We start from the raw sequence: 13,537 nt of genomic DNA, 5'->3' as shown, positions 1-13,537 counted from the left end.
CTGCCCTCTCCTTCCTCCCTCCCCGCCCTTCGCCGCCCGGCGCGCCGCGCGCTACGCTTCCCGGATGGGACCGGCGCAGATCAAGGGCAAGAACGTGGACATCAGGCTGTGGACCCGGCCGGAGGAGGTCGAGCCGGTCGCGCTGGAGCAGCTGCGCAACATCAGCGCCCTGCCCTGGGTGTTCCACCACGTCGCCGCGATGCCCGACGTCCACTTCGGCAAGGGCGCGACCGTCGGCTCGGTCATCGCCATGCGGGACGCCGTCGCGCCCGCCGCCGTCGGCGTCGACATCGGCTGCGGCATGGGCGCGCTCCGCACGAACCTCACCGCGGCCGACCTGCCCGACGACCTCAAGCGGCTCCGGAGCGACCTCGAGCGGGCGATCCCCGTCGGGTTCGCCGCCCACGACACGCCGCTCAAGGGGTTCGCGGGCCTGCCGCTCTGGGACGAGTTCGCGAGCCTGACCCCGAAGGTCCAGGGGCTGTTCACGAAGGCGCGCTGTCAGCTCGGCACGCTCGGCGGCGGCAACCACTTCATCGAGCTCTGCCTCGACACGGACGGCGGCGTGTGGCTGATGCTCCACTCCGGCTCGCGCAACATCGGCAAGGAGCTCGCCGAGATCCACATCGCCACGGCGAAGAAGCTCGCCCACAACCGAGACCTGCCCGACCGCGAGCTCGCGGTCTTCCTCGCCGGCACCCCGGAGATGAAGGCCTACCGGCGCGACCTCTTCTGGGCGCAGCGCTACGCCCGCGCGAACCGCGAGGCCATGTTCCACCTCGCCGAGGGCGTCCTCCGGCGGCACTTCCCGCAGCTCGAGATCCAGGAAGCCATCTATTGCCATCACAACTACGTGGCAGAAGAGATCCATTTCGGCGAGGAGGTGCTCGTGACGCGCAAGGGCGCGATCCGCGCCGGCAAGGGCGAGCTCGGCATCATCCCCGGCTCGATGGGCACGCGCTCCTACATCGTCCGCGGCCTCGGCAACCCCGAGGCGTTCGAGAGCGCGTCGCACGGCGCGGGCCGCAAGATGAGCCGCGGCGAGGCGAAGCGGCGCTTCACCACGAAGGACCTTGCCGCGCAGACGGCCGGCGTCGAGTGCCGCAAGGACGGCGGCGTCCTCGACGAGATCCCCTCCGCCTACAAGCCGATCGAGCGCGTCATGGAGGACCAGCGCGATCTCGTGGAGATCGTCGCGGAGCTCCGGCAGGTCCTGTGCGTGAAGGGGTGATCGACCGGCGCGGGCGCTCCCGCGTCTCCGCCAGGCGCGCCCGGGGTTCGCGGTCCCTCCCCGCCCTGCTCTCGGCTACCATGCGCGTCGCTGGCGCGACGCACCCCGCGATCGGACGTGCCGCGCGCCGCAGCGCAGGGAAGCCATGAAGCCGGACTGGATCGATCTGGGCCCCCTCTCCGAATTTCCGGCGGAGGAGCCCGTGCTCCGCAAGGACGACGCGGGGCGGCGCTTCGCCTGCGTCCTCCGGGGAGGCGAGGTCCACGCGCTCGACGATCGTTGCCCTCACCAGGGTTACCCGCTCTCCGAGGGCGCGCTGCGCGGCGGCGTGCTGACGTGCGCGTGGCACAACTGGAAGTTCGACGTCGCCTCGGGCGCCTGCACGTTCGGCGGCGAGCCGGTGCGGCGCTACGCCACCCGCGTCGACGGCGGCCGCGTGCTGCTCAACCGGGCCGTCGACACCGCGGCCGAGGTGCGGCGCCTCGTCGCCAGCCTGCGCGAGGCGATCCTCCGCGACGACCCGGCGCGCGCCCTGCGCGACGGCCTCCGGCTGGGCTCGCTCGGGCTCCACCGCATGGAGACCGGCCTCGGCAGCCTCCACCTCGCGTTCGAGGTGCTCGCCAAGGACGGGGCCGAGCGCGCCGAGTACGGCTTCGATCACGGCCTCGCGCTGCTCTCGGATCTCTGCGCCTGGGTCGAGCGCGGCTGGGTCCCCGCCGAGGAGGCGTTCGTGATCGCCGCCCACGCGATCGGCGAGGCGTCGGCCCGGCTCGACCCGCGCGGCAAGGGCGCCGGCCGGGCGACGGCGCGCTCGCCGCTCGCGCGCATCGTCGACTTCGAGCTCGACGAGCCGGCGAAGGTGAGCGAGGCGCTCGCGGCGGAGCGGCGCGACGAGGCCGAGGCGCGGATGCGCGAGCTGGTCGAGGTCCGCGGCGCCGCCGGCGCGCGCCGGGCGCTCCTGCCCTTCGTCGCGCAGCACCTCTACGACTACGGGCACGGCGCGATCTTCCTCGCGAAGGCGCTCGAGCTGGCCGAGCGGTTCTCGTCCGCGGCCGACGAGGTCCTCGCCGCCTCGACGGTGCAGCTCGCCTGGGCCACCGCCGACACGAGCCTGCCCCCCTTCGCCGCCACGCGCGCCGCGCTCGCGCGCCTCGCCGAGCTGCCTTTGCCCGGCGCCGAGGCGCCCACAGGCACGAGCGGCGCCGGCCCGGGCGCCGCCGGCGCCGCGCCGCTCGACCCGGCGGAGCGCGCCGCCTTCGAGGCGGAGGTGCTCGCCGGGGAGCGGCCGGCCGTGGAGGCGACCGTGCGCTGGCTCGCGCGCGGCGCCGGCCCGCTCGCGCTGCTCGTCGCGATCGGCCACGCCGCGGCCGTCCGCCTCGCGCGCTTCGATTCGGCCTGGGAGCAGCGCCTCGACGCCGAGGTCGGGGTGCTCGACGTCACCCACGCCGTCACCTTCGCCGAGGCGGCGGCCGCGCTCGGGCGCGAGGCCTCCCCGCGCGAGGCCGCGCAGCTCGCCGTGCTCGCCGCCGGCTTCGTCGGCAAGCTCCGCAGCGCGGACGCCGCCGCGCCGCCCGCGCTGACGGCGCGCGCGCCCGGCGGCACGCTGCGCCAGGCGGCGGAGGCGCGCGACGTCGGCGGGGCGCTCGCGATCGCGCGCGAACTCGACGCCGACGGACGGCTCCGCGCCTTCGCGGAGCTCGCGCCGTTCGCCGCGCTCGACGCCGCCGTGAGGCCGATCTTCACGGCGCACGCCGTGAAGACGCTCGAGGCGCTCAGGCGCCTCGAGTCGTCCGATCCGCAGCCCGACGGCGCGTACCTCGAGGCGCTGCTCACCTATGTCGTTCCCGTCCGGCGGGAGCTCAGCGCGCGTCGGATCGCGGCCGTGGCGAAGAAGTTCATGTCCGATGGTCGGCCACCCGAGGGGCTGTATTGAGCCGCGCGGCGCCGTGCGCGGATCCGCGGCTCCGTCAGTGGCCAGACTAGGGACCGTCATGCATACTGATCGTCTATGCGGCTTGAGCCTGGGTCCCACGTAGCGCCGCACCTTTCGCTCGTCAGCCTCCTCAGGATGGGGGGTGTCGGCAGCATCTGGGCAGCGCACCACCTCGGGCTCGGCAAGGACGTCGCCGTCAAGTTCATCTCCGCGTCGCTCGCGACCGATCCGATCGCGGTCGCCCGGTTCCACCGCGAGGGCGCGCTCATGGCGAGGATCAAGAGCCCTCACGTGGCCGAGGTCTACGAGCACGGCGTCGCCGGCGGCGGCCTCCCGTACATCGTCATGGAGCTGCTGCGCGGTGAGGAGCTGTCCGACCGGCTCGCGCGCGCCGGGCGCCTGTCCCTGCAGGAGACGGTCTCCATGGTCTCGCAGCTCTGCAAGGGCCTCACCGCGGCGCACAGGCTCGGAATCATTCACCGGGACATCACGCCGGAGCACGTTTTCCTCGCCGACGACGGCGGGAGCACCTGCGTCAAGCTGCTCGATTTCGGCGTGGCCAGGGGGGATGTCGACCCCGACGGGACGACGCTGACGGCCACGGGCGCGGTCGTCGGAAACCTCGTCTACATGAGCCCGGAACAGTTCTTCAACCCGAAGCGGGTCGATGGCCGCTCGGACCTCTGGTCCGTGGCCGTCATGGCGTACCAGGCGCTCACCGGCGCGCCGCCGTTCGAGCAGAAGGGGCTCGAGGCGCTGCTCGGCGCCATCCGTATCGGCATCTTCCCGCTCCCGAGCGAGCGCTCCGCCGACGTCACGCCTGCCCTCGACGCGTGGTTCGTCAGGGCGCTGTCCCGCGAGCCGACCGGCCGCTTCGGCTCGGCCGAGGAGATGGCGGACGCGCTCCACCGGGCCATGGCCGCCGGACCGCCGAGCCCTGTGGGCGCGCCTCCCGAAGCGGGCTAGCCTAGCCGCCATGGCGCGCGCCCGCATCCCGAGCCGTTCCAACCACGAGCTCGTGTTTCGCAGCGCCCGCAAGGGCGAGGAGGGCACGCTCGCCACGGTCGCCTACCGCGCGTTCCAGGCGGGCGATCCGGAGGCGTGGCTGCGGTATTTCACCGAGCACGCGCACCTCGCCCTCGACAACGTGATCGTCGCCGAGACCGACGGCCAGCTCGTCGGGCACGTCTCCTCGCTCGACCTGACGATGAGCTTCGCGGGCGCGGACGTCCCCTTCCAGGGCCTCGCGTCCGTCGCGGTGCTCCCGGAGTTCCGCCGCCGGGGCATCGCGGATCGGCTCGTCCGCGAGAGCCTCCGCCGCATGCGCCGCCGCGGCGAGGCGCTCACGCTGCTCCACCCGTCCCGGCTCTCGTTCTACCGCAGGTTCGGCTTCGGCGTGTGCGAGCTCCGGGACGTCGTGCGCACCTCGCCCGACCGGCTCCCGGACTCGGTGCTGCGCCGCCACGTGCGGGCCTTCTCCCGCCCGCGGGACGAGCCGCTCATCAAGCAGGCCTACGACCTCGCGCGGGCCGACACCACGGGGCAGCTCTCGCGGAGCGACTACTGGTGGGACGTGCGCGTGTTCAAGCGCTCCCCGAGCGGCGCGGTCTACGTCGATCCGGGCTCCAAGGCGATCGCCGGCTACTTGCTCTTCGACGTGCCCGAGGGCGGCGCTTACGGCGTCCAGCAGCTGCTCGTCCGCGAGCTCCGCGCGCCGACGCCTGGCGCGTACCGCGGGCTCATCGGCTTCCTCGGCGCGCTCGGCGATCAGTACGAGGTCGTGGAGCTGGTGCTGCCGCGCGGCTACGGCGCGCCGCTGCTCGACGAGCCGGGCATCCGCGACGAGCCGATGGTGTACGAGACGGCGGCCCGGCACCCCGGCCTGTGCCCGCCCGTGCACACGGCGCACCGCCGCAACGTCCTCGGCCTGACGGCGGCCGGCGCGATGGGGCGCATCGTCGACGTCGCCGCCGCGCTCGCGCTGCACCCGTCGCCGCGGAAGCACGGCGTCCGCGGCGCCATCGGCCTCGACGTCGAGGACCCCGTGTTCACCGACGCGCCGCGCGCCTTCGACGTCACCTTCGCGGCCCGCGGCGTCCAGACGGCGCCCGGCAGCACGGCGGGCGACCGCCTCTCGCTATCCATCGAGCGGCTCACGCAGATCTATTTCGGCGCCACGTCGGCGCGCGATCTCCTGAGCCAGGGCTTCGTGGTGGGCAGCGCCAAGGCGGCCGCGCTCCTCGACGCGGCGTTCGCCGGGCCCCCCCTGTTCCTCGGCGCCTACAACGGATTCTGAGGCGCGGCGCGCCGCTCAGGCGCCGCGCCGGCTCCGGAGGAAGAGCTTGAGCGAGCGCGCGATCAGCGCCGTCTCTTCCCCGCCCTTCCGCGCCTCGGTGGCCGCGTCGTCCTGCGTGTCGACGAGGAGCTGCCACGGCCTTGGATCGTCGTCGAAAGGGAGCAGGAACGTCAGGTCGCACTCCGACGCGTTGAGCAGCAGGACGAAGTCGTCGTCGACCAGCCGATCGCCGGCCTCGTCCACGTCGTCCAGCCCCTCTCCGGACAGGAACACCCCGAGGCACTTCGTGCAGGGGTTCGACCAGTCCTCGTCGGTCATCAGCTCCCCGTCGGGGCGATACCACTGGATATCGTACGCCTTGCCGCCGCGGATCGCGCGCCCCTTGAAGAACGTCGAGCGCCGGAGCGCGGGGTGCTCGTGCCGGATGCGGAGGCACTTGCGCGTGAACTCCAGGAGCGCGCGCGACGGCTCGTCCCAGGTCCACGGCTGCCAGGTGAGCGGGCTGTCCTGGCAGTACCCGTTGTTGTTCCCCTCCTGCGTGCGCCCCCGCTCGTCGCCGTGGAGGATCATCGGCGTGCCCTGCGAGAAGAGGAGCGACGCCATGATGTTCCGCATCTGGCGTGCGCGCAGCCGGAGGATCTCGGGGTCGTCGGTCGGCCCCTCGGCGCCGCAGTTCCACGAGCGGTTGTCGTCCGCGCCGTCGCAGTTGCCCTCCCCGTTCGCCTCGTTGTGCTTGCAGTTGTACGAGACGAGGTCGGCCAGGGTGAAGCCGTCGTGGGCCGTGACGAAGTTGATGCTCGTGTACGGCTTGCGCCCGCTGTTCTCGTAGAGGTCGCTGCTCCCCGTGAGCCGGAACCCGAGATCGGAGGCGACGCCGCCGGCGCCGCGCCAGAAGTCGCGCAGCGTGTCCCGGTAGCGGCCGTTCCACTCCGCCCAGCGCACCGGGAAATTGCCCACCTGGTAGCCGCCGGGGCCCACGTCCCAGGGCTCGGCGATGAGCTTCACCTGGCTGAGCACCGGGTCCTGGTGGATGATCGTGAAGAAGCTCGAGAGCTGGTCGACGTCGTGGAGGCCGCGCGCCAGCGCCGCCGCCAGGTCGAACCGGAACCCGTCCACGTGCATGTCGAGGACCCAGTACCGCAGCGAGTCCATGATCAGCTGGAGCGTCTGCGGGTGGCGCACGTTGAGCGTGTTGCCCGTGCCCGTGTAGTCGAAATAGAAGCGCTCGTTGCCGGGGACGAGCCGGTAATAGGTCGGGTTGTCGATGCCGCGCAGGCTCAGCGTCGGGCCGAGGTGGTTGCCCTCGGCCGTGTGGTTGTAGACGACGTCGAGGATGACCTCGATGCCGGCGGCGTGGAGCGCCTTCACCATCTCCTTGAACTGCCGGACCTCGGACGCCAGCTCGGCGCCCGCGCGGTAGTCGACGTCCGGAGCGAAGAAGCCTATCGAGTGGTAGCCCCAGTAGTTCCGGAGCCCCTTGTCGAGCAGGAACTTCTCGTGCACGAAGGCGTGCACGGGCAAGAGCTCGATGGCGGTGATGCCGAGGTACCGCAGGTACCCGATGATGGCCGGGTGGGCGATGCCCAAGTAGGTCCCGCGGAGCTCTTCCGGGACCTCCGGGTGCAGCATCGTCAGGCCGCGGACGTGCGCCTCGTAGATGACGCTGCGGTGGAACGGCACGCACGGGCGCCGATCTCCGCTCCAGTCGAACGAGGGATCGATGACGACGCCGAGCGGGGGGCCGAGCACCTCGCCGTCGGCCATCACGAGATCGCCGTCCGGCTCGCCGCTGCGGTGGGCGAACGCGTTGGCCTCCCACCGGACCCGCGACGCGAGCGCCTTCGCGTAGGGATCGAGCAGGCGCGCCCGGGGGTTGAAGCGCAGCCCTCGCTCGGGCGCCCACGGGCCGTGCACGCGATAGGCGTACTTCTGCCCAGGTCCCACGTCCGGCACGTAGACGTGCCAGACCAGCGAGGTGCGATGGCGCATCGGCAGGCGTTGCTCGTTCCCCTCGTCGTCGACGAGGCACAGCTCGACCGCTTCGGCGTTCTCCGAGAACAGCGCGAACTGCGTTCCAACGCCGTCCCATGTCGCGCCGAGCGGGTAAGGCTCCCCCGGTCGCAATCCCTTGCGCTTCTGGTCCATGCTGTTCTCCAGGCCGGGAGTGGGCCCCCCCGTCTCGGCCTTGCTGCGGTGGGCGTGTGTTTGCTGGGCTAGGCCACGTGGCTGCGGCGGCTGAGCATGACGTCGCTCACGGCGTCCGCCACGCTCCGCGCCATCCCCTCGGCGATGCGGAGGGTCTGGGCCTGATCGCCCTCCGGGGTGCAGAACCTGAGGCGCTCGATCATGTCTGCGAGCCGCCGGGCTAGCTCGCACGCCTCAGCGATGGAGGCTGATGACTCGAGGGAGGCCCTCCGCTGCGGGAGGGGGACCAGATCTTCGGTCGGCGTCATCGGGGTTGAAATCATGCCTGGCTCCTTCGATATCGGTGATGCCTACAGTCAGCTACCACGGAGAGCAGGCATCATGCCAGCAACACTTCCGTGTGTGCGCTCACCGCGGACACAACAGCCGGCCGCTCCACGGTGGAGGTTGGGGAAACAAAATCGCCACACGTGGGGCGAATTGTCTCCCACAGCGCCTGAGGATGGTGCTCTGGACAGCCTGATGCTAAAATTGCAAGCACATTGCGCGCCCGTGAGGGCAAGGTCACGACGAAGGCTGTCCTGGACGGTCGTGGGAGCTCTGCGGGGGCGGGTTTCGGTTTCAGGCCGCGTGCGCGTACCCCGGAGGTGAGGCTGTGGGACGAGCGAGCGGGCGTGCCGGGAGCGCTCGTCGCCGCCCCGGCGCGGTGCTGGGCGCGAAACGGCGGGTTGCCTTCAGGGCAGCGGCGCCGGGTGCCTTGGGGCGTCGTACCTCAGCCGATCGCTGTGGCCAGCGGCGGTGTGCTGCCACCGCCGCTGACCGCTGCGCAGGGATCGCCGCCGATGGGCCGCAGCGCGCCTCGTCCGCTCCGTTCCGGCCGCACCGTTCGTCATTTCAGTGCCTCAGCCTTGATTCATCTTGACTTGAGCGCCTGAAGCGCGGCGCGAAATCCTGTGCGGAGCGCTCGCGCGCCGCGGATCCTGGCGGGGGCCGATCGCGCACATCGGGAGGGCGGGCTGGTGACACCGGGAGAGGCCGCGTCGGCGGCGGCGTGGACGAACGAGGCGGCTGTAGCAGCGCCCGGGGGGGCCAGGGTAGACTCCGGTCCGCCGCGGCGGCCGCCGGTCCAACGCGTCGCGGTCGAGAAAGCTCATGATCGGAACACTCCAGGCGAAGCTCCAGTACCTCAAGAACAAGAACCTCCACAACTGGCTCGGCGGCTACGCTCGCCAGAGGATCGAGAACGCCCGCAGTCCGCGTCCGATCGGCCCGCGACACGTCCTCTTCGCGGTCTGCGACCACTGGGAGCCGGGGTGGGAGAACGCCACGCCGGAGGTCGGCGACGCGCGGGTGAGGGCGTGGTCGGAGCGATATCCCGAGATGGCCGGCGCCTACCGCGACGCGGACGGCCGGAACCCGCGCCATAGCTTCTTCTTCCCAGGGGAGCAGTACACGCCGGGGTGGCTCGACGCGCTGGCGGATCTCACGCGCCGCGGCTTCGGCGAGGTGGAGCTGCACCTGCACCACCACAACGACACGGAGGAGAAGCTGCGCGCGGACATCCGCAGCTACCTGGAGACCCTCGGGAAGCACGGGCACTTCTCGCGCGACGCGGACGGGCGCATGCGATACGGGTTCATCCACGGCAACTGGTGTCTTGCGAACTCCGGGCGGGACTCGCGGAACTGCGGAGTCGACGCGGAGCTCCCGCTCTTGTTCGAGACCGGCTGCTATGCCGACTACACGTTCCCGTCGGCCCCTGACGAGTCGCAGCACAGCATCGTGAACCAGATCTACTGGCCGACCGGCAACCTGGCGCGCCGGAGGGCCCACGCCGTGGGCGCCCGGGCCAAGGTCGGCGAGGTGCTGGAGGACCGGATCCTGATGATCGAGGGTCCGCTCGCGCTCGCGCTGACGCGCCGGGGGAGCCGGGTGCGGGTGCGGATGGAGTACGGCGCGCTCCAGGCGGTCGATCCGCCGACGCCGGACCGGGTGAAGACGTGGGTGGATCAGAACATCCACATCGAGGGGCGGCCCGAGTGGGTGTTCGTCAAGGTCTACACGCACGGGGCGCCCGAGGATCAGGCGGAGTCGCTGCTCGGCGCGGGGGGCCACGCGCTGCACCGGGAGCTCACGACCCGGTACAACGATGGTAAGGAGTGGGTGCTCCACTACGTGACCGCGCGCGAGATGTACAACATCGCGATCGCGGCGCTCGACGGCAAGACGGGCAATCCCGGGGACTACCGGGATTACCGGCTGAAGCCGCCGCCCTGCGCGAGCTGACGCGCGCGGGAGATCCGGCCTCCGGGGGCCGGGCAGCTCGGCAGAGCCTCAGCCCGCCCCGCGCCGCTCCCGGAGCACCTCCTCGAGGAGCGCGTGATAGCGATCCCCCACGACGTCCCACGAGAGCGCCCCCACGCTGCCCCGCAGCGCCTCCGGATCCCACGCCATGTCCAGCGCGCGGACCAGCGCGTGCCCGAGCGCCTGCGGATCGCCTGCGGGGACGAGCAGGCCGTTGCCCCCCGGCCCCTCGGACACGAGCTCCGGCACGCCGCCCACCCGGGTCGCGACGACGGGGCGGCCCGAGGCGAGCGCCTCCAGGACGACGTTCGGGCAGCCCTCGCGGCGGCTCGGCAGGCAGAACACGTCGCACGCCGCCATGTACTCCGGGATCTCCGCGGGCAGCGCCCAGCCGTACAGCCGCGCCCGGTCCGCGAGGCCGAGCGCGCGCACCCGCGCGCGCAGCGGCTCGAGCAGCTCGCCGCCGCCGACCATCATCAGGTGCACGTCGCGGCGGCCCGCCTCGGCGAGGCGCGCCATCGCCTCCACGAGGACGTCCACGCCCTTCTCGGGCACGTGGTAGCCCGCGTAGAGCACCACCTTCGCGTCCGCCGGCAGACCCAGGCGCTGCCGCGGCTCGACCCGGTCCCGGATCGAGAACCGCGCGCCGTCGACCGCGTTGAGCTGCACCACGACGCGCTCCCGCGGCACCCCGAGCTCGACGAGGCGCTCGCCGAGCGCCCCGCTCACCGCCACCACCCGGGCGCAGCGCTGGAGCGCCGGCGCGATCTGCGCCCGCAGCACCGCGTCCCTCGGCTGCTCGTTGATGTCGCTGCCGAGCACCGTCGTGACGAGCGGCACCCCCGCCTCCCGCGCGAACACGTCCGCGGCGACCGTGTCGGGATAGGCCCAGGCGGCCAGGATCACGTCGTAGGGGAACTCGCGCCGGAGCCCGGCCATCGTGCGCCGGAGCGACGCGTGGATCGCCCGCGCGTGCAGGCGCGGCTGCCCCGGGATCGACCAGTAGGTGGGGAACAGCGCGTCGATGCCGGTGTGCGACTCGCGCGTGCCGCCGATGAGCTCCCGCGACGCCCCGCGCACGCGCGTCCACCAGGGCGTCGGGGCCACGAGCCGGAGCTCGCAGCGGCGCGCGAGCGCCCGGTACGTGTGATAGCTGTACGGCGCCATCGTCGGCAGCCGCATGGAAGGGTAATGGTGGGTGAAGACGAGGACCTTCATCGCGCGCTCGCCCGTCACCTGAGGCCGAGATAGAGCTGCTCGTACTTGCGCGTCATCTTCTCGAACGAGAAGTCGTCGCGGACCCGCGCGTGCCCCGCCTCGCCGAGCCGACGCCGCAGCGCGGGATCGCGCGCGAGCCGCTCGATCGCGGCCGCGAGCGCGTCGGGGTCGTCCACCGGGACGAGCAGGCCGTGCTCCTCGCTCCGCACCACCTCCGGGACGCCGCCGACCGGCGTCACCACGACAGGCAGGCTGCGCGCCATGGCCTCGAGCACCGCGAGCGGCAACCCCTCGTCGCGCGAGGGCAGCACGAAGAAGTCGGCGGCGAGGAGCAGATCGGGCACGTCCTTGCGGAACCCGAGGAAGCGCGCCTCCTCGCCGTGGATCCCGAGCTCCCTCGCGAGCCCGTGGATGCGGTCGCGCTCGTCCCCGTCGCCCACGATGAGGACCGTGACCGCGACGCCGCGGTCCCGCAGCCGCGCGAGCGCCCGGAGCAGCACGTCATGCGCCTTCACCGGATGGAACGCGGCCGGCATGATCCCGACGAACGCGCCGCCGGACAGGCCCGCGGGCGCGGGAGAGGCCGCCGGCTCGGGCGACTCCGCGGGCGAGGGCGCCGGCTCGGGCGAGGCCGCGGGCGCAGGCGGTGGGTCGGCGCCGAAGCCGAGCTCGGCGCGCACCTCCTCGCGCGTCCGCCGCGCCGGGGCGATGTCGATCCCGTTGTGAATGACAGAGATGTTGCCGGCGACGCCCACAGCGCCGCTCTTGTCGGCCGTGTCCTGCGAACAGCCGACGACGGCGTCCGTCGCCCGCCACTCGAAGCGCGAAGGAATGCGGATGATCCCGCGCGTCTGGGCGTGATCGGTGAAGACGAGCCGCGCCCGCGTGAGGAGCTTGCCGACCGTCGCGTAGTGGAGCGCAGTGGGGTTGTGCGCGTGAATGACGTGCGGACGCGCGCGCGCGAAGGCGAGCGCCGCGTCCGCCACGCGCGCGGGCAGCCGCCCGCCGAGCACGGTGGCCGGCAGCGCCCGCTGCCGCGCCAGATCCGCGAGCGGCCCGCCGCGCAGGGCGAGGATGGAGGCGTCGTGGCCGTGGCGCCGCTGCGCCTCGGCGAGGCGCAGCACGAAATGCTCCATGCCTCCGCCGTTCAGGCTGCTCACGACATGGACGATCCGCAGCGTCGAAGTCCCCATGGAGGGTTGCTACCCGAATCGGGTCTCCTGTTGAAGCGCAAACCGCACCGCCCGCCGTCACCCACGCTTGCCAACACGCCTCGCCGGGGCGCTGGCGTTCGTGACGTTTGGCGCGCGGTCGCGCCGAGTCACGCGCGATCGCGTCGAGTCGCGCTCGTCGCTGCTCGCGCGTGCTCGTTCGCGCCCGTTCGTGCTCGTTCATGCTCGAGGGCGCTCCGGGTCGCTGGATCATCCTACCACCTCGCCTCGCCGTCACCGCACTTTTGATTTGGCGAGCGGAAGCGGCTACTAGACGGGCATGAACCCTGAACTTCGGCGCGCCCTGGACGAGGGCCTGCGCCGCGTGCCAGGCATGAGCGCCGCGGCGAGGCTGCTCGCCGTGCGGCTCGAGACCGTCAAGGCGCTCCTCGCGCGCCGGCTCGACGAGAACCCGCTCCCGGTGCCCGACGCCGTCACCCCGAGCGACATCCCGTCGGTCGCCGAGCTCGGCCCCGGGGACAGGGTCCTCGCCGAGCTCGATCAGGACGGCTTCGCCTTCGCGCTCCACCCGGCCGACGTCCCCTTCTTCAACCGCCGGAGCGAGAAGATGCCGCGCCTGCGCTACCGGCTGCACGTCGTGCTGCGCCGCGGCTACGTCTGCGTTCGCAAGCGCTTTATCGGCCAGCCGCGGAACGCGCCCGCGAGCGCGCACCTCTCCGCCCTGCTCGGGCTCTTCTTCTACAACGAAGCCGCCGCGCTCCTCCGCCTGCGCGACCTCCCCAGCGTCCCGCGGATTCGCGATCTCCACCTCACCACGCGCACCCTGTTCATCGACTACGTGCGCGGCCAGACGCTGCAACATCAGGTCGCCGAGCGCGGGCAGAAGGTCCTCGACATCGACCTCGCGCCGCTCGGGCAGCTGTTCGATCCGGAGCGCGATCGGCGCGAGATCGAGGCGTTCGCGAGCGGCGGCGGCGAGGCCTACCGCGGCAGCATCGAGGAGATCGTCCGGTCCATGAACGCGCGCGGCGTCGCGCCGCTCGACGTCAAGCTCGGCAACGTGCTCATCGGCGAGAAGACGGGCACCCTCTACTGGGTCGATTTCGAGCGGGCGGCGATCGAGGGCGCGCCCCGCTACCGCGAGCAGCTCGCGGAGCACCATGACCTCGTGAATCGGTGGTTCGGGCTCTCCCTCCCGGGCGACGGCGGGGCGTGAGGCGCGGCGGGCGCGATCGAGG

10 protein-coding genes are annotated in these 13,537 nt (G+C 72.4%); 6 read left to right on the top strand and 4 right to left on the bottom strand.

The features are described 5' to 3' along the window. The first annotated feature begins 64 nt into the window (after positions 1-64). The 4 genes from NQZ70_RS09005 (at position 65) to eis (ending at position 5,460) form a co-directional block, all read left to right on the top strand. Positions 65-1,231 carry an RtcB family protein gene (locus NQZ70_RS09005; RefSeq protein WP_129573854.1) on the top strand — a complete coding sequence of 389 codons (1,167 nt, stop codon included), beginning with the start codon at positions 65-67 and terminating at the stop codon, positions 1,229-1,231. A gap of 145 nt (positions 1,232-1,376) precedes the next feature. Next, complete coding sequence (locus tag NQZ70_RS09000; protein ID WP_129573853.1) at positions 1,377-3,164, top strand: Rieske (2Fe-2S) protein; 1,788 nt, start codon at positions 1,377-1,379, stop codon at positions 3,162-3,164. 135 nt (positions 3,165-3,299) lie between these two features. Further along, positions 3,300-4,130: a serine/threonine-protein kinase gene (locus tag NQZ70_RS08995; protein ID WP_129573852.1), complete on the top strand. Its 831-nt coding sequence runs from the start codon at positions 3,300-3,302 to the stop codon at positions 4,128-4,130. A gap of 10 nt (positions 4,131-4,140) precedes the next feature. Next, entirely contained in the window at positions 4,141-5,460 is a 1,320-nt protein-coding gene (gene eis, locus NQZ70_RS08990) for an enhanced intracellular survival protein Eis (RefSeq protein WP_129573851.1), read from the top strand. A gap of 15 nt (positions 5,461-5,475) precedes the next feature. Here eis and glgX read toward each other — a convergent pair whose 3' ends face one another. Beyond that, the gene (glgX, locus tag NQZ70_RS08985; RefSeq protein ID WP_129573850.1) at positions 5,476-7,605 is read right to left on the bottom strand and encodes a glycogen debranching protein GlgX; all 2,130 of its coding nucleotides are present in this window, start codon (positions 7,603-7,605) and stop codon (positions 5,476-5,478) included. Positions 7,606-7,673: 68 nt separating this feature from the next. Further along, entirely contained in the window at positions 7,674-7,808 is a 135-nt protein-coding gene (locus NQZ70_RS08980) for a hypothetical protein (RefSeq protein WP_257792770.1), read from the bottom strand. Positions 7,809-8,757: 949 nt separating this feature from the next. Here NQZ70_RS08980 and NQZ70_RS08975 point away from each other — a divergent pair. Next, positions 8,758-9,891, top strand: coding sequence for a hypothetical protein (locus tag NQZ70_RS08975; protein ID WP_129573849.1), 1,134 nt, complete (start codon positions 8,758-8,760; stop codon positions 9,889-9,891). A 48-nt stretch (positions 9,892-9,939) separates the two neighbouring features. On the opposite strand, the gene NQZ70_RS08970 is transcribed toward NQZ70_RS08975, so the two are convergent. Together NQZ70_RS08970 and NQZ70_RS08965 are read right to left on the bottom strand one after the other, a co-directional pair. Further along, positions 9,940-11,127 carry a glycosyltransferase family 4 protein gene (locus NQZ70_RS08970; RefSeq protein WP_129573848.1) on the bottom strand — a complete coding sequence of 396 codons (1,188 nt, stop codon included), beginning with the start codon at positions 11,125-11,127 and terminating at the stop codon, positions 9,940-9,942. Positions 11,128-11,141: 14 nt separating this feature from the next. Next, positions 11,142-12,320, bottom strand: a complete 1,179-nt coding sequence (locus NQZ70_RS08965) for a glycosyltransferase family 4 protein (RefSeq protein ID WP_129573847.1) — start codon at positions 12,318-12,320, stop codon at positions 11,142-11,144. 298 nt (positions 12,321-12,618) lie between these two features. On the opposite strand from NQZ70_RS08965, the gene NQZ70_RS08960 reads away from it, so the two are divergent. After that, positions 12,619-13,515 (top strand): hypothetical protein, encoded by an 897-nt coding sequence (locus NQZ70_RS08960; RefSeq protein WP_237245164.1) that lies wholly within the window; start codon positions 12,619-12,621, stop codon positions 13,513-13,515. Positions 13,516-13,537 lie beyond the last annotated feature (22 nt).

Source organism: Sorangium sp. So ce836 (genome assembly GCF_028553905.1).
Taxonomy (GTDB): Bacteria; Myxococcota_A; Polyangia; order Polyangiales; family Polyangiaceae; genus Sorangium; species Sorangium cellulosum_D.
The sequence above is the reverse complement of the archived record's forward strand: the minus strand, read 5'-3'. Positions and strand labels throughout refer to the sequence as shown.

Coding starts and splice junctions, on each gene's coding strand:
- NQZ70_RS09005 (WP_129573854.1), top strand. CDS start 65: ATGGGACCGGCGCAGATCAAGGGCAAGAACGTGGACATCAGGCTGTGG.
- NQZ70_RS09000 (WP_129573853.1), top strand. CDS start 1,377: ATGAAGCCGGACTGGATCGATCTGGGCCCCCTCTCCGAATTTCCGGCG.
- NQZ70_RS08995 (WP_129573852.1), top strand. CDS start 3,300: ATGGGGGGTGTCGGCAGCATCTGGGCAGCGCACCACCTCGGGCTCGGC.
- eis (WP_129573851.1), top strand. CDS start 4,141: ATGGCGCGCGCCCGCATCCCGAGCCGTTCCAACCACGAGCTCGTGTTT.
- glgX (WP_129573850.1), bottom strand. CDS start 7,605: ATGGACCAGAAGCGCAAGGGATTGCGACCGGGGGAGCCTTACCCGCTC.
- NQZ70_RS08980 (WP_257792770.1), bottom strand. CDS start 7,808: ATGATCGAGCGCCTCAGGTTCTGCACCCCGGAGGGCGATCAGGCCCAG.
- NQZ70_RS08975 (WP_129573849.1), top strand. CDS start 8,758: ATGATCGGAACACTCCAGGCGAAGCTCCAGTACCTCAAGAACAAGAAC.
- NQZ70_RS08970 (WP_129573848.1), bottom strand. CDS start 11,127: ATGAAGGTCCTCGTCTTCACCCACCATTACCCTTCCATGCGGCTGCCG.
- NQZ70_RS08965 (WP_129573847.1), bottom strand. CDS start 12,320: ATGGGGACTTCGACGCTGCGGATCGTCCATGTCGTGAGCAGCCTGAAC.
- NQZ70_RS08960 (WP_237245164.1), top strand. CDS start 12,619: ATGAACCCTGAACTTCGGCGCGCCCTGGACGAGGGCCTGCGCCGCGTG.